Source organism: Streptomyces sp. NPDC041713 (genome assembly GCF_055591085.1).
The window spans coordinates 118,076-137,773 of the sequence record NZ_JBVIZY010000004.1 but is presented as its reverse complement, the minus strand read 5'-3'; the positions used below and the strand labels follow the sequence as shown (position 1 = coordinate 137,773).

The 19,698-nt window shown below is 73.4% G+C and carries 15 protein-coding genes and 1 pseudogene; 12 read left to right on the top strand and 4 right to left on the bottom strand.

The window, feature by feature from the left end; all coding sequences use genetic code 11:
- Positions 1 to 6 precede the first annotated feature (6 nt).
- From ACZ6CV_RS13910 to ACZ6CV_RS13875, 8 genes and pseudogenes are all read left to right on the top strand, one after another.
- Positions 7 to 1,611: a sugar ABC transporter ATP-binding protein gene (locus ACZ6CV_RS13910; protein ID WP_469251020.1), complete on the top strand. Its 1,605-nt coding sequence runs from the start codon at positions 7 to 9 to the stop codon at positions 1,609 to 1,611.
- Positions 1,604 to 2,650: an ABC transporter permease gene (locus tag ACZ6CV_RS13905; protein WP_469251019.1), complete on the top strand. Its 1,047-nt coding sequence runs from the start codon at positions 1,604 to 1,606 to the stop codon at positions 2,648 to 2,650. The genes ACZ6CV_RS13910 and ACZ6CV_RS13905 overlap by 8 nt, the downstream gene beginning before the upstream one ends.
- 47 nt (positions 2,651 to 2,697) lie before the next feature.
- A complete protein-coding gene (locus tag ACZ6CV_RS13900; RefSeq protein ID WP_469251018.1) occupies positions 2,698 to 4,071 on the top strand; it encodes an L-fuconate dehydratase in 1,374 nt (457 codons plus the stop codon).
- Positions 4,068 to 4,823 (top strand): SDR family NAD(P)-dependent oxidoreductase, encoded by a 756-nt coding sequence (locus tag ACZ6CV_RS13895; RefSeq protein WP_469251017.1) that lies wholly within the window; start codon positions 4,068 to 4,070, stop codon positions 4,821 to 4,823. Before ACZ6CV_RS13900 ends, ACZ6CV_RS13895 begins: the two co-directional genes overlap by 4 nt.
- Entirely contained in the window at positions 4,820 to 5,857 is a 1,038-nt protein-coding gene (locus tag ACZ6CV_RS13890; protein WP_469251016.1) for an aldo/keto reductase, read from the top strand. The genes ACZ6CV_RS13895 and ACZ6CV_RS13890 overlap by 4 nt, the downstream gene beginning before the upstream one ends.
- Positions 5,854 to 6,168, top strand: a complete 315-nt coding sequence (locus ACZ6CV_RS13885) for an L-rhamnose mutarotase (protein ID WP_469251015.1) — start codon at positions 5,854 to 5,856, stop codon at positions 6,166 to 6,168. Before ACZ6CV_RS13890 ends, ACZ6CV_RS13885 begins: the two co-directional genes overlap by 4 nt.
- Positions 6,165 to 7,046, top strand: a complete 882-nt coding sequence (locus ACZ6CV_RS13880; protein ID WP_469251014.1) for an amidohydrolase family protein — start codon at positions 6,165 to 6,167, stop codon at positions 7,044 to 7,046. Before ACZ6CV_RS13885 ends, ACZ6CV_RS13880 begins: the two co-directional genes overlap by 4 nt.
- 12 nt (positions 7,047 to 7,058) lie before the next feature.
- A pseudogene (locus tag ACZ6CV_RS13875) lies at positions 7,059 to 7,942 on the top strand (sigma-70 family RNA polymerase sigma factor).
- 34 nt (positions 7,943 to 7,976) lie between these two features.
- Here the strand turns inward: ACZ6CV_RS13875 and ACZ6CV_RS13870 are convergent.
- The gene (locus ACZ6CV_RS13870; protein WP_469251013.1) at positions 7,977 to 9,404 is read right to left on the bottom strand and encodes a lipase maturation factor family protein; all 1,428 of its coding nucleotides are present in this window, start codon (positions 9,402 to 9,404) and stop codon (positions 7,977 to 7,979) included.
- 191 nt (positions 9,405 to 9,595) lie between these two features.
- On the opposite strand from ACZ6CV_RS13870, the gene ACZ6CV_RS13865 reads away from it, so the two are divergent.
- Genes ACZ6CV_RS13865 through ACZ6CV_RS13855 form a run of 3 tightly spaced genes read left to right on the top strand, consistent with a single transcriptional unit; the run spans position 9,596 to position 13,837 of the window.
- A complete protein-coding gene (locus tag ACZ6CV_RS13865) occupies positions 9,596 to 10,804 on the top strand; it encodes a DUF6777 domain-containing protein (protein WP_469251012.1) in 1,209 nt (402 codons plus the stop codon).
- 45 nt (positions 10,805 to 10,849) lie between these two features.
- The gene (locus ACZ6CV_RS13860; protein ID WP_469251011.1) at positions 10,850 to 12,967 is read left to right on the top strand and encodes a SpoIIE family protein phosphatase; all 2,118 of its coding nucleotides are present in this window, start codon (positions 10,850 to 10,852) and stop codon (positions 12,965 to 12,967) included.
- Between the two features lie 9 nt (positions 12,968 to 12,976).
- Positions 12,977 to 13,837: an Fpg/Nei family DNA glycosylase gene (locus ACZ6CV_RS13855; protein ID WP_469251010.1), complete on the top strand. Its 861-nt coding sequence runs from the start codon at positions 12,977 to 12,979 to the stop codon at positions 13,835 to 13,837.
- A gap of 80 nt (positions 13,838 to 13,917) precedes the next feature.
- Here the strand turns inward: ACZ6CV_RS13855 and ACZ6CV_RS13850 are convergent, their stop codons facing one another.
- Both ACZ6CV_RS13850 and ACZ6CV_RS13845 read right to left on the bottom strand, forming a co-directional pair.
- A complete protein-coding gene (locus ACZ6CV_RS13850) occupies positions 13,918 to 14,562 on the bottom strand; it encodes a zf-HC2 domain-containing protein (RefSeq protein ID WP_469251009.1) in 645 nt (214 codons plus the stop codon).
- 90 nt (positions 14,563 to 14,652) lie between these two features.
- Positions 14,653 to 15,165 (bottom strand): hypothetical protein, encoded by a 513-nt coding sequence (locus tag ACZ6CV_RS13845; RefSeq protein ID WP_362362853.1) that lies wholly within the window; start codon positions 15,163 to 15,165, stop codon positions 14,653 to 14,655.
- A gap of 287 nt (positions 15,166 to 15,452) precedes the next feature.
- On the opposite strand from ACZ6CV_RS13845, the gene ACZ6CV_RS13840 reads away from it, so the two are divergent.
- Positions 15,453 to 16,685: a CapA family protein gene (locus ACZ6CV_RS13840; protein ID WP_469251008.1), complete on the top strand. Its 1,233-nt coding sequence runs from the start codon at positions 15,453 to 15,455 to the stop codon at positions 16,683 to 16,685.
- Here the strand turns inward: ACZ6CV_RS13840 and ACZ6CV_RS13835 are convergent.
- A complete protein-coding gene (locus ACZ6CV_RS13835; protein ID WP_469251007.1) occupies positions 16,672 to 19,680 on the bottom strand; it encodes a glycoside hydrolase domain-containing protein in 3,009 nt (1,002 codons plus the stop codon). The genes ACZ6CV_RS13840 and ACZ6CV_RS13835 overlap by 14 nt on opposite strands.
- Positions 19,681 to 19,698 lie beyond the last annotated feature (18 nt).

The following is a 19,698-nucleotide window of genomic DNA, read 5'->3' as shown; positions in this document are numbered from 1 at the left end:
ATCCCGATGACCAAGCCCCCCGCCGGCCGGGGCGACGTGACCCCGCTCGTCGAGGCGTCCGGCATCGTCAAGCGGTACGGACCCACCGTCGCGCTGCAGGACGGCCGGCTCACCGTACTGCCCGGCGAGTCGCACGCCCTCGTCGGCCGCAACGGCGCGGGCAAGTCCACCCTCGTCACCGTCCTCACCGGACTCCAGGCACCCGACGCGGGCACCGTCCGCTTCGACGGCGAGCCCGCCCCGCCCCTCGCCGACCGCGACGCCTGGCGCCGCAAAGTGGCCTGCGTCTACCAGAAGCCCACCGTCGTCCCCGAGTTGACCGTCGCCGAGAATCTCTTCATCAACCGGCAGCCCGAAGGCCGCGGCGGACTCATCAGCTGGCGCAGACTGCGGACCGAGGCCGCGGCGCTCCTCGACACCTGGGACGTGCGCGTCGACCCCGATGCGCGCACCGCCGACCTCAAGGTCGAGGACCGCCAAATGGTGGAGATCGCGCGGGCGTTGAGCTTCGGCGCGCGTTTCATCGTGCTCGACGAGCCGACCGCGCAACTCGACAACCGAGAGATCGAGCGCCTCTTCACCCGCATGCGCGCCCTGCAGGAATCCGGCGTGACCTTCCTCTTCATCTCGCACCACCTCCAGGAGGTGTACGAGGTGTGCCAGACCGTCACCGTGCTGCGCGACGCCCGCTGGATCACCAGCGCTCCCGTCGCCGAACTGCCGCGCGCCGCCCTGGTCGAGGCCATGGCGGGCGAGGTCATCGCCGAACAGGCCGAGGCCGAGCGGGCCGTGGCCCGCACCGAGGTCCCCGCCGACGCCCCGGTTCTGCTCGACGTCGAGGGCCTGACCAGCGAGTCGTACGCCGACATCGACCTCACCGTCCGCAAGGGCGAGGTCGTCGGCCTCGCCGGATCCAGCGGCAGCGGCAAGATCAACCTCGCGGAGAGCTTCGCCGGACTGCACACGCCGACCCAGGGAACCGCCCGGCTCGACGGCCGCCCCCTGCCGTTCGGCGACGTGCGGGCGGCCCTGCGCGCCGGGGTGGGCTGCGTGCCGCGCGACCGTCACGGCCAGGGCCTCGTCTTCGGCATGACGATCGGCGACAACGCCACGATGAGCGTCCTCGACCGGCTCGGCCGCCACGGATTCGTCGGCACCGACACCAGACGCCGCTTCGCCCACGAACTCATCGACCGGCTCGACATCCACACGGAGGGCCCCGACCAGCCCGTCTCCGACCTCTCCGGCGGCAACGCCCAGAAGGTCGTCATGGCCCGCGCCCTCGCCAGTGACCCCCGCCTGCTGATCCTCATCAACCCGACCGCGGGCGTCGACGTGAAGTCCAAGGAGTCGCTGCTCGCCCGCGTGGACCACGCCCGCGACGACGGCACCGCCGTCCTCGTCGTCTCCGACGAACTCGACGACCTGCGCCGCTGCGACCGCGTCCTCGTCCTCTTCCACGGCCGGATCGTCGCGGAGTACGAGGCGGGCTTCACCGACCAGGACCTCATCGCATCGATCGAGGGCGTGGGTCCCGACAGGGGCGCGGGGAACTGCGCGACAAGCCCCCACCGTCCCGCGGCGAAAGAACAAGGAGACAACCGTGGCTGACATCAAGGCCCCGTCGGCCCAGTCGGCGCCCGCAACCGCCGTACCGAAGCACCCCGTACAAGCCCGCGCAGCGAAGAGCATCGTCCTGCGCCGGGCCCGCGAACTCGCCCTCGTCCCCGCCCTGTTGCTCCTCATGCTGTTCGGCGCGCTCGTCAACGACTCGTTCCTGACCGAGCGCAATCTCATCTCCATCCTCGGCGCGTCCGCCGCGCTCGCGATGGTCGTCCTCGCCGAGTCGCTCGTCCTCATCACCGGCAAGTTCGACCTCTCCCTGGAGTCGGTCGTCGGCATCGCACCCGCCGTCGGCGCACTCCTCGTCCTGCCCGCCGCCCAGGCCGGGTTCGGCACCGACCTGCCGGCCGCCGTCGGCATCCTCGCCATTCTGCTGGTCGGCGCCGTCATCGGCGCCTTCAACGGCATCCTCGTCGTGAAGCTCAAGCTCAACGCGTTCATCGTGACGCTCGCCATGCTCATCGTGCTGCGCGGCCTGCTCGTCGGCGCCACCGAGGGCAAGACCCTCTTCGGCATGTCCGACGCCTTCTACACCCTGGCCACCACCACCTTCCTGAGCATCCCCATGTCGGTGTGGCTGGCCGCGGCCGCCTTCGGCATCGCGGGCTTCGTCCTCAAGTACCACCGGGTGGGCCGCGCCCTGTACGCGATCGGCGGCAACCCGGACGCGGCGCGCGCCGCCGGCATCCGCGTCGAACGCGTCATGCTCGGCGTGTTCGTCGTCGCCGGCGTCCTCGCCTCGGCCGGCGGCCTCATGCAGACCGGCTACGTGGGCGCCATCAACGCCAACCAGGGCCAGAACATGATCTTCACCGTGTTCGCCGCCGCGGTCATCGGAGGCATCAGTCTCGACGGCGGCAAGGGCACCATGTCCGGCGCCCTCACCGGCGTCCTGCTGCTCGGCGTCGTACAGAACCTGCTCACCCTCGCCCAGGTGCCGTCCTTCTGGATCCAGGCCATCTACGGCGGAATCATCCTGGTCGCCCTGATGATCGCCCGCGTCACCACGGGCCGCGCACAGGACTGACCGACCACCGGTTCCCCGCGCCCCGCCCCTTTCCGGAAAGGCCTCCTGTGTCCCCGACCCCCGCCCGCATCACCGCGGTCGACACCTACGACATCCGGTTCCCGACGTCACGGGAGCTGGACGGCTCCGACGCGATGAACCCGGACCCCGACTACTCCGCGGCCTATGTGGTGCTGCGCACCGACGCCGCCGACGGCCTGGAGGGGCACGGCTTCACCTTCACCATCGGACGCGGCAACGACGTCCAGGTCGCGGCCATCCACTCCCTGCGCCACCACGTCATCGGCCGCCCCGTCGACGAGGTCTGCGCCGACCCCGGCACCGTCAACCGCGCCCTGATCGGCGACAGCCAGCTGCGCTGGCTCGGCCCCGAGAAGGGCGTGATGCACATGGCCATCGGCGCGGTCGTCAACGCCGCCTGGGACCTCGCGGCCAAACGCGCGGGCAAGCCGCTGTGGCAGCTGCTCGCCGACGCCACCCCCGCATGGCTCGTCTCCCAGGTCGACTTCCGCTACATCGCCGACGCGCTCACCCCGGAGGAGGCCCTCGGCCTGCTGCACGCGGGACGGGTGGGCGCCGTGGAGCGCACGGCGCTGCTCCGGGAGCGGGGCTTCCCCGGATACACCACCTCGCCCGGCTGGCTCGGCTACAGCGACGAGAAGCTCACCCGGCTCGCCCGGCAGGCCGTCGCCGACGGCTTCACCCAGATCAAGCTCAAGGTCGGCGCGGACCTCGACGACGACATCCGCCGCTGCCGCACCGCCCGCGAGGCCATCGGCCCCGACATCCGCATGGCCGTCGACGCCAACCAGCGCTGGGACGTCGACGAGGCGGTGCGCTGGACGCGCGCGCTCGCCGCGTTCGACCCGTACTGGGTCGAGGAACCCACCAGCCCCGACGACGTCCTCGGGCACGCCGCCATCCGCTCCGCCGTCGCCCCGGTCAAGATCGCCACCGGCGAACACGTGCAGAACCGCATCGTGTTCAAACAGCTCCTCCAGGCCGGCGCCATCGACATCCTGCAGATCGACGCGGCCCGGGTCGGCGGGGTCAACGAGAACCTCGCGATCCTGCTGCTCGCCGCCAAGTTCGGCGTGCCCGTCTGCCCGCACGCGGGCGGCGTCGGCCTGTGCGAGCTCGTCCAGCACCTGTCGATGTTCGACTACGTGGCGCTCGCCGGCACCACGCAGGACCGCGTCATCGAGTACGTCGACCACCTCCACGAACACTTCACCGACCCGGTCGTGCTGCGCGCGGGCCACTACACGGCCCCGGCCGCGCCGGGCTTCTCCGCGACGATGCGGGCCGAATCCATCGCCGCGTACACCTACCCGGGCGGCACGTTCTGGGCCGCCGACCTCGCCGCACGACCCGACCTCGCTCGACCCGACCTCGCACCGGACAAGGGAGCAGCCGCATGACCGACTTCCAAGGGCTCAACGCCCTCGTCACCGGCGGCGCCTCCGGCATCGGCCGGGCCACCGCCGAGCTCCTCGCCGCACACGGCGCCCAGGTCGCCGTGGTCGACCGCGACCCGAGCGGCGTGCACAAGCCCCTCCACCCGTACACCGCCGACGTCACCGACGACGCGTCCGTACGGGAAGCCGTCGCGGCGGCAGCCGCCGACCTCGGCGGGCTCGACATCCTGGTCAACAACGCCGGCATCGGCGCACAGGGCACCGTCGAGGACAACGACGACGCCCAGTGGCACGCCGTCCTCGACGTCAACGTCCTCGGGATCGTCCGCACCACCCGCGCCGCCCTGCAACACCTGAGGGCGTCCTCGCACGCGGCGATCGTGAACACCTGCTCCATCGCCGCCACCGCGGGCCTCCCGCAGCGCGCCCTGTACGCGGCGTCCAAGGGCGCGGTGCTCTCCCTCACCCTCGCGATGGCCGCCGATCACGTACGGGAAGGGATACGCGTCAACTGCGTCAACCCCGGCACCGTCGACACCCCGTGGATCGGCCGCCTCCTGGACGCCGCACCCGACCCGGCCGCCGAACGGGTCGCACTGGCCGCCCGCCAGCCCAGCGGGCGGCTCGTCACGGCGGACGAAGTCGCGGGCGCCATCGCCTACTTGGCCGGACCACTCTCGGGCGCCACGACCGGCACCGCGCTCGCCGTGGACGGCGGCATGCAGGGACTGCGGCTCCGCCCCGCGGCCTCGTGAGCGCCGTCCTGGCCCGGCGCCCGCTCGGCCCCGGCGGCGTCGAGGTGACCGAGCTGTCCTTCGGCGGCGCGGGCATCGGCAACCTCTACGCGCCGATCACCGACGAGCAGGCCGCCACCGCCCTCGACCACGCCTGGGACGCGGGCATCCGCTACTTCGACACCGCGCCGCACTACGGCCTCGGCCTGTCCGAGCGCAGGCTCGGCGCCGCGCTGCGCGGCCGGGACCGCTCCTCGTACGTCCTGTCCACGAAGGTCGGCAGGATCCTGGAGCCGGCCGACGAGGTGCGCGGCGACGATCTCGCCGACGGCGGCTTCGCGGTGCCGCGGACGCACCGCAGGGTCTGGGACTTCAGCGCGGACGGCGTGCGCCGCTCGATCGAGTCGAGCCTCGCCCGCCTCGGCCTCGACCGGATCGACGTCGTCTTCCTGCACGACCCCGACCACCACGCCGAGGAGGCCTTCCGCGAGGGCTACCCGGCGCTGGAGAGGCTGCGCTCCGAGGGGGTCGTCGGCGCCATAGGAGCGGGCATGAACCAGGCGGAGATGCTGACCCGGTTCGTCCGCGACACGGATGTCGACGCGGTGCTCTGCGCCGGCCGGTACACCCTCCTCGACCACGCCGCCCTCGCCGAGCTGCTCCCGGCGGCGAGCGAGCGGGGCGCGTCGGTCGTCATCGGCGGCGTCTTCAACTCGGGGCTGCTCGCCGACCCCCGGCCGGGCGCACACTTCGACTACACCGAAGCGCCGCCCGAACTCATCGCGCGCGCCCGCGCGTTGGGTGCCCTCGCCGAACGGCACGGCACCACGCTGCGGGCCGCCGCGCTGGCCTTCCCCTTCGGCCACCCCGCCGTCGCCAGCGTGCTGGTCGGCATCCACGCCCCGGAGCACGTCACGGACGCGGCACGGCAGTTCGGGGCCCGGGTGCCGGACGAGTTCTGGCAGGAGGCCCGCGCGTCGGGGCTGCTACCGTCCCGGGTTCCCGTGCCCGGTGACGTACGACCGAGTGACGTACGAGGAGAGGTCCGCTCATGAAGGTCGCGCTGCACACCAAGGTCCGCGCCGACCGCGTCGAGGAGTACGACGACGCCCACCGCGCGGTCCCCGCCGAGCTCACGGCCGCGATCCGCGCCGTGGGCGTCTCCTCCTGGACCATCTGGCGCGGCGGCACCGACCTGTTCCACGTCCTGGAGTGCGAGGACTACGGCAGGATGCTCGCCGAGCTGGCGAAGCTGCCGGTCAACATCGCCTGGCAGGCCCGCATGGCGGAGCTGCTCGAGGTGGTGCACGACTACTCCGCCGAGGGCGCGGCGGCCGGCCTGCCCGTCGTGTGGGAGCTGCCGTGACCGGGGGCACGGGGGCCGGGGCCGCGGTCCCCGGGCCGTCCCTCGTCGACGCCCACCACCACGTGTGGGACCTGTCCGTGCGCGACCAGGACTGGATCACCGGCGAGGCCCTCGCGCCGATCCGCCGGAACTTCTCCCTGGCCGACCTGGCCCCCGAGGCCCGGGCGGCGGGCGTCACCGCCACCGCCCTCGTGCAGACGGTCACGGTACCGGAGGAGACTCCGGAGATGCTGGCTCTGGCGGCCGAAAGCGACCTGGTCGCGGGGGTCGTCGGCTGGGTCGACCTGACGCGCCCGGACGTGGCGGACACGCTGGCCGCCCTGCGCGAACTCCCGGGCGGGCGGCACCTGGTGGGCATCCGTCACCAGGTGCAGAGCGAGCCGGACCCCGAGTGGCAGCTGCGTCCGGACGTCCACCGCGGACTCGCCGCGGTCGCCGCGGCGGGCCTCGCCTACGACCTCGTCGTCCTGCCCCACCACCTGCCCGCCTGCACGAAGGCGGCGACGCGCCACCCCGAACTCACCTTCGTCCTGGACCATATGGGCAAGCCGCCCATCGCCTCCGGCGCCCTCGAACCCTGGGCGTCGGCGGTCCGGTCGTTCGCCGCCCGCCCCAACACGGTGTGCAAGCTCTCCGGGATGGTGACCGAGGCCGACCACCGGACGTGGACGGTGGACGACCTGCGGCCCTACGCGGACACCGTCCTCGCCGCCTTCGGACCCGAACGCCTCATGTTCGGCTCGGACTGGCCCGTCAGCACGCTGGCGGCGCGGTACGTCGAAGTCCTGGACGCGGCACGGCTGTTGACTCAGGACCTCGACGCCGACGGGAGGGCAGCGGTGTTCGGCGGGACGGCCCGCCGCGTGTACGGCATCTGAGGCCCGCTGGAGCTGCCCCACACCTCACCCGCGGACTCGGTCGCCGAGGCCTTCGAGGCCCACCGGGACCGGCTCAAGGCCGTCGCCCACCGCGTGCTCGGCTCGCACGCCGACGCGGAGGACGTGGTCCAAGAGGCGTGGCTGGGCCTCTCCCGCCAGGGCGCCGGCACCATCGACAACCTCGGCGGCTGGCTGACCACCGTGGTCGGCAGGCTCAGCCTCGACGTGCTGCGGTCGGGCAGGAACCGGCCGCAGCTCACCCTGGACGACCCGCTCCCCGAGTTCACCGTGACGTTCGACGACACCCCGGCTCCGGACGAACTCGTGGCGCTCGGGGACTCCGTCGGCCTCGCGCTCCTCACCGTCCTCGACTCGCTGCGCCCGGACGAACGACTGGCGTTCGTGCTGCACGACGTGTTCGCCGTGCCGCACGCCGAGATCGCCGCGATACTCGGCAAGTGGACGCGACCAAGATGCTGACGAGCCGGGCCCGCAGAAAGGTCGGGCAGGGCCGGACCGCCCGGCCGGCGGCGGACGACATGCGGCAGCGACGCGCGGTGGTCCGGGCCTTCCTGGCCGCTGCGGGCGACGGTCGCTTCGAGGAACTCCTGAAGGTCCTTCACCCCGAAGTGAGGTTCACCGTCCACACTCCGGGGGGCGGCACGTCCGTCACACTCGGGGCCACCGAGGTCGCCACCCGCGCGCGGGTGGCGGGCAGCGCGGCGTCGGGAGTCGCGGCGACCGTCAACGGCCGCCCCGGAGTGCTCTCCTGGAACGCGGACGGCACCCCGCGCGCCCTGCTCGTCTTCACCGTCGCGGACGGCGTCATCACCGAGGTCACCGCCGTGACCGCCCCGGACAGGCTGGCCCTCATGGACCTCCCGGCCCCGGTATGAGGGCGACGCCCGCCCTACTGTCCCCGGGCCCGCCCTACCGCCCCCGGGCCGGCGCGGCGAGCCGGGTCGGGGGCAGGAACTCACGCACGTACGTACGCTCCCAGCAGGCCCCCGTCTCGCGCCGCTCGCGCCACGTCGTGTACCGGTAGCGGTAGAGCCGGGCGCGGATGTACGTGGGCGGGGCGTCGGGCGGGAACGGTGAACCGCGCAGCAGCCGCAGCGTGTCGCGGTCGCCGTCCAGGAGACGCTCCACCAGCGGGCCGAACCACGACCTGGCGTAGGCGGGGGAGAGCCCGGCGAACCACATCATCCAGTCCAGGCGCAGATGGTAGGGAGCGAACTGCCGTGGCCACCGCCGTACGTCACCGGGCTTCCCCTTGAACTCGTAGGACCGCCAGTCGGAGTCCTCGCGCGCCACCGGATCCGCCGTGCCCTCGATGACGACCTCCTGGCGCACCCGGCTGACGCTGCCAAACGCGCCGTAGGAGTTGACCAGGTGCAGCGGGTCGAACGAGGTGTTCATGACCTGCCGCCGGGACAGCAGATTGCGCACGGGATGGTAACTCAGCGCCAGGAGCGCCGCGGTGACGACGACGACCACCACCTTGTACCAGAGGGGCGGGTCCGCGAGATCGGGAGCGGTGTGCCAGGGGGACAGGTCGAGGGCGGACGCGGCGAGGACGATGGTGAGCCAGTTCAGCCAGGCGAAGTTGCCCGAGAGGACCAGCCACAGCTGGGTCACGATCATCAGGGAGGCCGCACCCGTCGCCACCGGCTGGGGTGTGAACAGCAGGAAGGGCACCGCGAGTTGGGTGACGTGGTTGGCCGCCACCTCCACCCGGTGCGCGGGTCGCGGCAGATGGTGGAAGAACCAGCTCAGCGGGCCCGGCATCGGCTGTGTCTCGTGGTGGAAGTCCAGGCAGGTGAGCTCGCGCCAGCACGCGTCCCCGCGCATCTTGATCAGCCCGGCGCCGAACTCCACGCGGAAGAGCACCCACCGCAGCAGGAACAGGACCAGGACGGGCGGTGCGACCCGGTCGTTGCCGAGGAAGACGGCGAGGAAGCCGACTTCCAGGAGCAGCGACTCCCAGCCGAAGCCGTACCAGGTCTGCCCCACGTTCACGATGGAGAGGTACAGCGCCCACGGGACGAGCCACAGCGCCATCGCGCCCCACAGCGGCAGGTGCCCGTCGAGCCCGGCGAGCAGCGCCACCGCCACCACGCAGCCCAGCCAGGCGCACGACGCGAAGAACCGGTCCGAATAGCGCAGCTGGAACAGGCTCGGCGCCCGGCGGAACGGCACCCGCTCCACATAGCGCGGCACCGGCAGCATCCCGCGCTCCCCGATGAGCGCACGGAACTGCAGGGCGGCGCCGAGGAAGGCCACGAGATAGACCGCGGCAAGCAGCCGCTGGACGATCAGCCGGCTCAGCCAGTACGTGTCAGCCGTGAACCACTCCACGGCCCCATTGTGCCGCCGGCCAGGCCCTACGGCAGTGAGGACCGGGGGAGGGCACAGGGGCGCCGGGGGAGTCCTGGGCCCGCGTGCCGGGTGGTCCGGTTCGGCTTGCGGGCCCGTCGGGGCCCCTGCAGACAATGACGCAAGGTCTCCCCGGACCAGGGGCGGACGGCACGGCAACGGCGGGAGAACCGGTGCGTACACCCACCAGGACCCACGCGTTCGTCCTCGCGATATCCGCGGCCCTCGCGCTCGCGGGCTGTTCCGGCGACGGCGACCGGAAGTCGGCGGGCGACGGCGGCGAACTGTTCCTGCAGCCGGTCGCCGCGCAGGGCCCCGACCCGTTCACCGACTCCACCGCGAAGGACGCCGCGCCCCCGCCGCCCGTCACCCGTTCGCCGCAGCCCTCGCCGACGGGATCGGCCACCCCGCAGGGCACCCGCACCGTGTCGGGTGAGACGGCGGGGCTCTACGGTGGCACGCACGCCCTCGGCAGCTGCGACGTCGACCGGCAGGTGCGCTTCCTCGACGCCGACCGCGCCAAGGCCCGCGCCTTCGCGGCGGCGTCGGGCATCGAACGGGCCGGAGTGCCGGAGTATCTGCGGGGCCTGACCCCCGTCGTCCTGCGGACCGACACGCGCGTCACCAACCACGGCTACCGCGACGGCTCCGCGACGAGCTTCCAGTCCGTCCTGCAGTCCGGCACGGCCGTCCTGGTCGACGACCGGGGCCTGCCGCGCGTGCGCTGCGCGTGCGGGAACCCGCTGAAGCCGCCCGCCGCCCTCCACCACACGCCCCGCCCCAACGGCCGCGCGTGGAGCGGTTACGAGGCCTCGCGCGTGGTCGTCGTGACCCCCGCGCCCCGGCCGGTCACGCACCTCGTCATCGTCGACGTCGTCGACCACACCTGGATCGAGCGGAAGGTCGGGGACGAGCACGCCCGCCACGACCGTGAGACCAAGCCGCCGAAGCCCCCCACGCCCTCCCCGAAGACGCCCTCGCCGACCTCACCTGACCCGACCACCCCGCCGCCCACGACCCCGCCCACGGACCCCGACCCGACGGACCCGGACGCCACCGAACCCGGCGAGCAGGATCGCAGCGGCAGACCGGACGGGCCCACCGAGCCGTTCCAGGACCAGGACCCGGACCCGGACGGCTCCTCGACCGACTGCCCGCCGCAGACCGGAACGCCGTCCGACACACCGTCCGGCACGCCCACCGACCCCTCCCCGTCACTGCCGCCCGGCTGCCCCACGCCCGAGACGCCGTCGGACACGCCCCCGGCCCCGGAGGACCTCACCGAGCCGCCGACGCCGGAGGGGGACGGGCTCGTGCCCGACGACCCGTTCCTGTCCCCGAACCCCTTCTCCGACAGCGACCCCGGCACCTTCGACACCTGAGCCTCCCCGCGTGCGGGCGTCCGGGCCTCCGCCTAGCGTGGGCGCATGGAGCACGACCCGGCGGGGCACTGCCGCTGCGGGCAGCCGGCCGGGGAGTCGGACGGCTGCTTCCTCTCGCTGTACGGGAAAGTGCTGCGCATGGGCCGCTTCGACTGGGACCTGGTCACGGGCCACATGACGATGGACGCCACCGCCCACGAGGTCTTCGACGTCCACCCCGACGAGTACGACGGCCGCCCCGAGAGCCTCGCCTTCCGCGTCCCCACCGTCGAGGCGCACCGCCTGGACCAGACCGTCTCGCACGCCCTGAAGGACGGCAGCGACACCTACGGCGCGTACTTCCGGATCCGCTGCCGCTCGGGATCGCTGCGCTGGACCCACACCCAGGGCTGCATCCAGCGCGACGCGACGGGCCGGCCCCACCGCATCCTGGGCATCGTCCGGGACGCCACCCGCGAACTCGGCGACAGCCCGGCCGCCCTGTCCGAGCGCGCCGACGAGGAGGCCGAGCGGCGCCGCACCACGACCCTCGTGCAGAGCACCACCGCGGCGCTGGCACACGCCCGCACGGTACGGGACGTCATCGACGTGCTCCGGGACACCCGCGGCCTCGCCCACCTGGGGGCGTCCAACCTCGTCATGGGCCTCGTCGAGGCCGGCCGCGTCCGGCTCGTGGCCGAGGGGCCCGCCGGCAGCTACGTCCAGGGCACCCGCCTCACCGGCGTCGACGAGGACTACCCCATGAGCGAGGTCGTCCGCACCCTCGCCCCGCGCTACATCGACACCGCCGACGACTTCGCCGAGTCCTACCCGCTGCTGTGGCCGCACATCGACGAACTCGGCATCACCGCCGCCGCGTATCTGCCGCTGATCGCGCAGGGCCGGGCCGTCGGCGTCCTCGGCCTGCTCTACCAGGACAAGACCGGCTTCACCACGGAGGAGCGCAACGTCCTGGTCGCGCTGAGCAGCAGCATCGCGCAGAGCCTGCAGCGCGCCATGTTCTACGAGCAGGAGAAGGACCTCGCCCAGGGCCTCCAGCAGGCCATGCTGCCGCGCAGCATCCCGGGCGTCCCCGGCGCGGAGATCGCCGTGCGCTACCGTTCGGCGGCGCTCGGCCGGGACATCGGCGGCGACTGGTACGACGTGATCCCGCTGCCCGGCGGCGCCCCCTCCGGGGGAGGCCGGGTCGGGGCCGTCATCGGCGACGTCCAGGGCCACGACACGCACGCCGCCGCCGTCATGGGCCAGCTCCGCATCGTGCTGCGCGCCTACGCCGCCGAGGGCCACACGCCCGCCACCGTCATGGCCCGCGCCTCCACCTTCCTGCACGAACTGGACACCGACCGCTTCGCCACCTGTCTGTACGCCGAGGCGGACCTGTCCACCGGCGTGGTGCAGTTCGTCCGGGCGGGCCACCTCGACCCGCTGGTGCAGCTAGCCGACGGCTCCTGTCGCCGGGTGCAGGTGGCGGGCGGGCTGCCGCTCGGCCTGTCCGCCGAGTTCGGGCGGCTCGACTATCCCGTCACCACCCTCGAACTCGACGCGGGCCAGACGCTGTTGCTCTGCACCGACGGGCTCGTGGAGGAGCCGGGCGCCGACCTGGACGACGGCATGCGGGCCCTCGCGGAGCTCGCCGCCGTCGGCCCCCGCGATCTGCAGCGCCTCGCCGACCGGCTCTGCGGCATCGTCGACGGACGCGGCGGCGACGACGACGCCGCGCTGCTCCTGATGCGCCGGCACGCCGTCGACGCGCCGCGCTCCGGCGGCCGCCTCCAGCAGCACGTGGCGCCAAGCGACCCCGAGGCACTCGCCGACGCCCGTCACATGATCAGGGCGGCCGTCCGGGCCTGGGGCGCGGGCGAGCGGGCCGACGAGATCGAGCTGGTCGCCGACGAGGTGATCACCAACGCGCTGATGCACACCGACGGCGCCGCGGTGGTGACCCTGCGGGTCCTGAGCGGCAGCGAGCGGCGGCTGCGCGTCGACGTCGAGGACTCCTCCAGCGCCCTGCCGCGCCGTCGCGACGCGGGCGACGACGGGGTCTCCGGCCGCGGCCTGCTCCTGGTGGACCGGCTCGCGGACGGGTGGGGCGTGGAAGCGCGGGGCGGCGGCAAGTGCGTGTGGTGCGAATTCGTCATGCCGGCCGAGAAGCAAAGGGGTTGAGGGAGAGCCATGCCTGAACTGCCAGAAGTCGAGGCCCTGAAGGAGTTCCTGCGGGACCACCTGGTCGGCCGGGAGATCGAGCGGGTGCTGCCCGCCGCGATCAGCGTCCTCAAGACGTACGACCCGCCGCTCACCGCCCTGGAGGGCCGTACCGTCACCGCGGTGGAGCGGCACGGCAAGTTCCTCGACATCGACACCGGAGGACCGCACCTGGTCACCCATCTCGCCAGGGCCGGCTGGCTGCGGTGGTACGACCGGCTGCCCGAGGGCGTGCCGCGGCCCGGCAAGGGCCCGCTGGCGCTGCGCGTCGCCGTGGAGTCGGGAGCGGGCTTCGACCTCACGGAGGCGGGCACCCAGAAGCGGCTCGCGGTGTACGTCACCGAGGCGCCGGAGGAGATCCCGGGCATCGCGCGGCTGGGGCCGGACCCGCTGGCCCCCGACTTCGACGAGAAGCGGTTCGCGGAGCTCCTGTCGGGTGAACGGCGGCAGATCAAGGGGGCGTTGCGCGACCAGAGCCTGATCGCGGGCATCGGGAACGCGTACAGCGACGAGATCCTGCACGCGGCCCGCATGTCGCCGTTCCGGCTCACGTCGAGCCTCGCGAAGGAGGAGATCCATGGGCTGCATGTGGCGCTGCTGGATACGCTGAACCAGGCCGTGGAGCGCTCGCACGGCGTCGCGGCGGGCCGGCTGAAGGCCGAGAAGAAGAGCGGCCTGCGGGTGCACGGCCGCACCGGGGAACCGTGCCCGGTGTGCGGCGACACGATCCGCGAGGTCTCCTTCGCCGACTCCTCGCTGCAGTACTGCCCGACGTGCCAGACGGGCGGGAAGCTGCTCGCGGACCGGCGGATGTCGCGGCTGCTGAAGTGACGCACGGGTGAAGTGGCGTACGGGTGAAGTAGCGCACCGACCGGGCTTCGCGGCGCGGGCGGGGGGCCGAACACGGGCCCTCAGGGACGCCGCAGCGTCAGCAGTGTCTTCCCGTCGGCCGTGCGCACCTCGTACCGCACGGTCCGGCCGGTGCGCAGCGCCGAGGCGCCCCGGGTCCGCACGGCGCGCTCGGGCGTCCGCCACGTCGTGACGGTCTGCTCGGATCCGTCGGCGGCGACGGCCACCAGTTCGCAGACCCGCCCGCGGGCCGCCGCGTCCCGCACCGTGAGCCCGATCTCCGACCCCCATACACGGTCCCGCGCGGTCAGGGTGGCGGTGGCCCCGCTGCGCGGGTCCCGCGCGCTCATGCGCACCGGTTCCGGCGCCGTCGTCGTCAGCGCGGCCAGGGCCGGGGCGGCGGCCACCAGGACGGCACAGAGGGCGGCCGCGCCGACGCGGCGTCCGCGGCCCGCGCCGTACCGCCGTGCGGTCTCCCGCAGCACACCGTCCAGCAGGCCCGCGGAGGGCGCGGCACAGGGCTCGACGGCGATCGGTGTCACCCGGCAGTAGAGCTCCAACTGGCCTGTCGTCGTGGAGAGTTCGTCGAGCGCGAGGAGGCAGGCGGGGCAGTCCGCGAGGTGGTCCTCGAAGCGGAAGGCGTCCGCCGCGTCGAGGAGGCCGAGCGCGTAGGCGCCCGCGTCACGATGCCGCTCCAGGGACCTCATGGTGTTCCTTGCCGTTCCGTGTCGGTGGGGGTGCTGCTCGCCCTCCGGTACGCACGGGGCCGCGGAATCACTCAAGGGCCGCGCCGGGGCTCAGAACAGATGGATCGCCAGGTGTCCGAGCGGCAGTCCGAGGCGCCAGGCCGGGGTCCACACCTTCGGCCCGTCCTCCTCGCCCTGTCCGGCGCGGCCGGGCACGGCGTCCAGGTCCGGGGCAAGCAGCTCGGTCTCCTGCAGCCAGCGCCACGCCCGGTCGGCGAGCTCCAGGTCGGGCCGGGGGCCGCCGGCGGCGACGGCGTCCACGGTGCGCTGCGCCAGCCGCTCCCGGACCCAGTCCTGCCACGGCTGGCCGTACGCGGTCAGGGTCAGCCAGGTCTCCAGCTGCGACACCACGCGGATGCCGGACAGCTCGCCCTTGCTGTCCGACAGGAAGATCGTCAGCGCGAGGGCGTCGCGCCCCGCCCGGTACTCGAAGGAGGTGGGCGGCATCAGATCGCCGGTGCGCAGCAACTCGTCGGCGATGTACTCGGCGTACAACCACGCCATGGGGACGGCCAGTTCGCCGCCCTGGGGCCCGCCCGTGTTTCCTCTGCTCTCGTGCCGCATCCGCTCCGCCTTCCTCCGGTCCGTGCGCGTCACCGGCCTCTGGCCCCCCTGTCCGGCACACGGTGAGGACAGCCGATTACCCGCGAGGGGTGCGGAGCAAGGCGCTTTACCGACCCTTGACCCGGCCTTCCGTTTCACCGCAGGTGGGCCCTCTCGTGTTGTTCTCGTCACAGGGTCGTCCCTTTGACTCCGTTTCAGGGACTATGACGGCAATGGTTCTTGATTTGATGTGATTTCCGTATGTGGATTCATCTGGCCGGATAACGCCCCAGCCACGGAGCCCACCCATGACGCACCGCGTACGGATCTCACGGCCCACAAGAACCCCTCCGACCTCGGTCATCACACGCCTCGCCTGGCGTCCGCGCCCCGCGACCGCCGCCGCGGCGGCCCTGCTGCTGGCCGGCCTGGCGGGGGCCGCCGCGTGCTCCGCCCAGCCGTGGGCGACCACCTCGGCACGGTCCCCGGCCGGCGGGTCCGCCGCCCAGCGGCACCCCTTCACCCTGGTCGCCTCCGGAGACGTGCTCCCGCACGCCTCGATCATCCGCCAGGCCAACGCCGACGCGGACGGCGACGGCTACGACTTCGCGCCGATGCTGGCCGGCGCCAAGCCGGTGGTGTCCCAGGCCGACCTGGCGATCTGCCACATGGAGACGGTCTACGGCGCCGACGGCGACTACTCCGGCTACCCGGCCTTCAAGTCGCCGCCTCAAGTGGCCCGCGCCCTCAAGGCCACCGGGTACGACTCGTGCTCCACCGCCTCCAACCACACCCTGGACGACGGCGCCGACGGCATCCGCCGCACCCTGGACGCGCTGGACAAGGCGGGTGTCAAACACGCTGGTTCGGCCCGCACCGCCGCGGAGGACAAGAGCCCGGCCTGGTTGCGGGCCGGCGACGCGAAGGTCGCCCAACTCGCGTACACCTACGGCACGAACGGCTATCCGCTGCCCAAGGGCAAGCCCTGGTCGGTCGACCTGATCGACCGCGCCAAGATCGTCGCGGACGCACGGGCGGCACGGAAGGCGGGCGCCGACGTCGTGGTGGTCAGCATGCACTGGGGCACGGAGTGGCAGGACGAACCCGACCGGCAACAGCTGACCCTCGGCAAACAGCTCACGGCGTCCCGCACGGACGGGCGCCCCGACATCGATCTGCTGCTCGGCACACACGCCCATGTGCCGCAGGCCTACGAGAAGGTGAACGGCACCTGGGTCATCTACGGCATGGGCGACCAGATCGCCGGCGCGATGATCAACCACGAGGACGAGCCCGACCCGCGCGGCAACCAGGGCACCATCGGCCGCTTCACCTTCGAGCCGCCGGCGAAGGACGGGGAGCGCTGGCAGGTGAAGAAGGCCGAGTTCCTGCCGATGCTGTTCGACACGGACGCCAATCGCGTCGTCAACCTCAACCGGGCGCTGGACCGCGGCGCCGAGGTGAGCGACGTACGCGACCGGATCCGCCGCGTCGTCCTGAGCCGGGGAGCCGGCAAGGACGGCCTGGTCATGGGGAAGTAGCCGCGGCGGCCCCGTCCGCGGGCGGCGCGATCCGCAGCAGCCAGCCGCGCCCCGGGGCCACCGGGACCGGCTCGCCCGCGGCGAACGACCGCTCCGGCTGGAACCCCTCGACGGCCGGCGCGTACGCCGCCACCGGACCGGAGTCCGTGCTCAGCACGGCCTCGGCGGGCCCCGCCGCCCAGGACGCGAGCGCCGTGACCGTCCCGCCGGGACCCCGCCACGTCGTCGCGAGGACGTCGTCCCTGCCGGTCCGCACCGGCGGCTCACCCGCCCACCAGCCGGTCATCTCCGCCTCCGGCAGCCGCAGCCGGTCGAAGGCCCGCCACAGCGGCCGTACATCGGTCATCGGGGCCCGCGCCGTCATGCCGAAGACGAGGCCGCGCCACGGGTTGCCGCCGCCCTCCAGCATCTCGCCCATCAGCCCGAAGGGGACGCCCGAGATCTCGACCAGCCAGTAGGCGGGGTCGGCGCCGTCCCCGTCGTCGTAGTCGAAGAGCTCGCCGAGCCACAGCCGGTCGACGTACGGCAGCAGCTCCGCGTAGAGATTGGCGCTCGAGGAGAAACCGTCCGGCTCCCGGAACTGGTTGCACGAGTGCAGATCGACCAGCGGCGCGGATTCCCCGGACCGGGCGAGCGCCTTGCGGACCCGCTTCATGGTGGTCCGGTCGTACGCCACGTCGTCCAGATACAGACCGTCCACGCCGACCACCCGGCGCAGCCGCTCGATGCCGCACACGTAGGAGTTGTGCCAGCGCGAGTCGCCGGAGGTGACCACCGCGACGTCGCCGACGTCGGGGGCCACCCACCCCGGCACGTGACGCCGCCCCAGGTGCTCCTGCAGCCAGGCGTGGCCGCCGCCGGGGCCGGGCGCGAAGATCTCGTCGCCCAACGCGGCGAGCACCGGCAACTCCGGTGTGTGCCGGGTGAGTTCGCGCACCGTGTCGTACACCTTCACGCGCACGCCGAGCCGGTGCGCCTCGTCGGTGTAGGCGCGCAGGGTCTCCGCGGCGAGCAGCGGGTCGTTGATGTAGGGGTTGGGGGGTGTGGCGTGGTGCAGGTTGACGACGTTCGCGCCGTACGCCGCGACCTCCTCGGGTGCGGCGTACGCGTGGTAGTACCGCTCGGCGAGCTGACGCGCCGGGTCGAGCGGCTTGAACGGGGTGAGCAGCAGCCGGAACTCGAAGCGGCGGCTCTCACCCGCGCGCAGCCGCAGCGGCCCGCTGTACGCGGTGAGGCGGCGCACCCCGGCCTCCGTCCGCAGCCGCACCCCGCCGTCCCCGTCACCCGCCCAGGAGCGGGGTGTGGCCAGGGGCTTCTCCCGGTAGTAGTTGGTGTTCAGGGGGCGGGCGTAGTGCTCGTCGCGGAGCGAGAGCTGCAGGCCCGCGGCCGGGTCGCCGAGCCAGAGGGCGTCCTGGTTGCGGGTGGGGGTCTGCCAGCTCCAGTCGTACGTCGCCGGGCAGGCGCGGCCCGTGAGGCCGAGCCCCATCGCGTACCGCGCGACGTCCTCCCGCAGCGGCACGTCCAGGCGGACGTCGAGTTCGGTGTCGGCACCCGCCTCGACGGTGGCGCGCACCACGAGGAAGCCGTCGGCCTCCAACTCGCCCTCGGTGCGCAGGAGTACGTCGCGGCCGGTGGCCGTCGTCGTCCAGCGCACGCGCGCCGGTCCCGGCTGGTCGAGGGTGAGCGGCGCGTACTCCAGGGGCCTACCGACGTCGAAGGTGACCGGGGCGGCGAGCAGCGCGCGGCCGGGACCGTCGGCGCGGGTCACGGAGGGGGTGAACGTGGACGTGAGGCGCCGGGGCAGGCCGTCGGGGCCGAGCTCGACCGTGCGGCCGAGGATCTCCAGCCGGTCCCCGTCCACCCGCACGGGCGTGAACGGCGGGACCACCTCGTCGTCCTGCGCCAGCGTCGAGTCGAGCCAGCGAAGGCGGGCAAGCCGGGCGGGTTCGCCCGCGCCGTGGTCGGCGACCGCGTCCTCGCCGACGGTGAGCAGCAGGGGCAGGGTGCGTTCAGGGATGCCCTGCGCGCGGACGGCGATCTCCCCCTCGTACCGGCCGGGCCTCGCCTGCTCGGGCACGTCGACGCCGAGCCACAGCGCGCTGACCCCGCCCGCGGGCACCGTGACCTCCCGCCGGAAGGTGCTGCCCCGCGCGTCGGTGCCGTTCGTGCTGAGGCACCGCACGGGAAAGGGCAGCCCCCGCACCTCGGCGCGCACGTCCGCGAGGTCGGTGAGAGCGAACACGCCGACCTGCAGCGCGTAGAACTCGCCGCGGTCCGCCGTGCCGGCGAGCGGAGCGCCCGGGGTGGCCCGCGCCCAGCGCGCCGGCAGGCTGCCGTACCGGCCGAGGGGGTGGGCGCGGTCCTCGCCGTAGAGGACGAACGCCTCGCCCTCGTGGGCGCGTTGGACCGCCCGGCGTTCGGCGGCGGTCGCCGCGAAGCCCATCGGGGCGAAGGAGTCGACGGCGCTCGCCGCCTCGTAGCGGAAGGCCTCGGCGCGGGGGAGCAGCGCCCAGCCGGCGGCCGGTCCGCCGGGCCCGGTGCCGCCCAGGCCGCAGCGGTGCGCCCAGCCGGGGTCCGCGGTGCGGGTGGGCGGGCGGTAGGCGGCCTGCGGGTAGTACGGCTTGCCGGTGTGCGCGTACGGCAGATAGTGCACCGCGTACGCCCCGGGGCCCTCCACCGGTTCGAAGGCGATCCGGCCGCGCTCCTCGGTCACCTCCACGGCCACCGTGTTGTGCACCCGCAGACCGGACGGGGCGAGCACGATCACGTCCACGTCGCCCAGCACGGAGCGTACGCTCATCTCCTGGCGGCGCCAGGGGAGTTCGGCGGCGACGGCGGGGGCCGCGGCCGCCACGTCCACCAACAGGCGATGATTTCCGTGGACGTCCTGATCCCAGAGGCCGATGCCGCACTCCAGCTCGGGATGGCCGCGCTCGGGCTCGGATCGTCCGGGTCGCGGCTCGGGACGGCCGGGCTGCGGCTCTGTCTCACCCATCAGTGCTCCCCAGGGCGC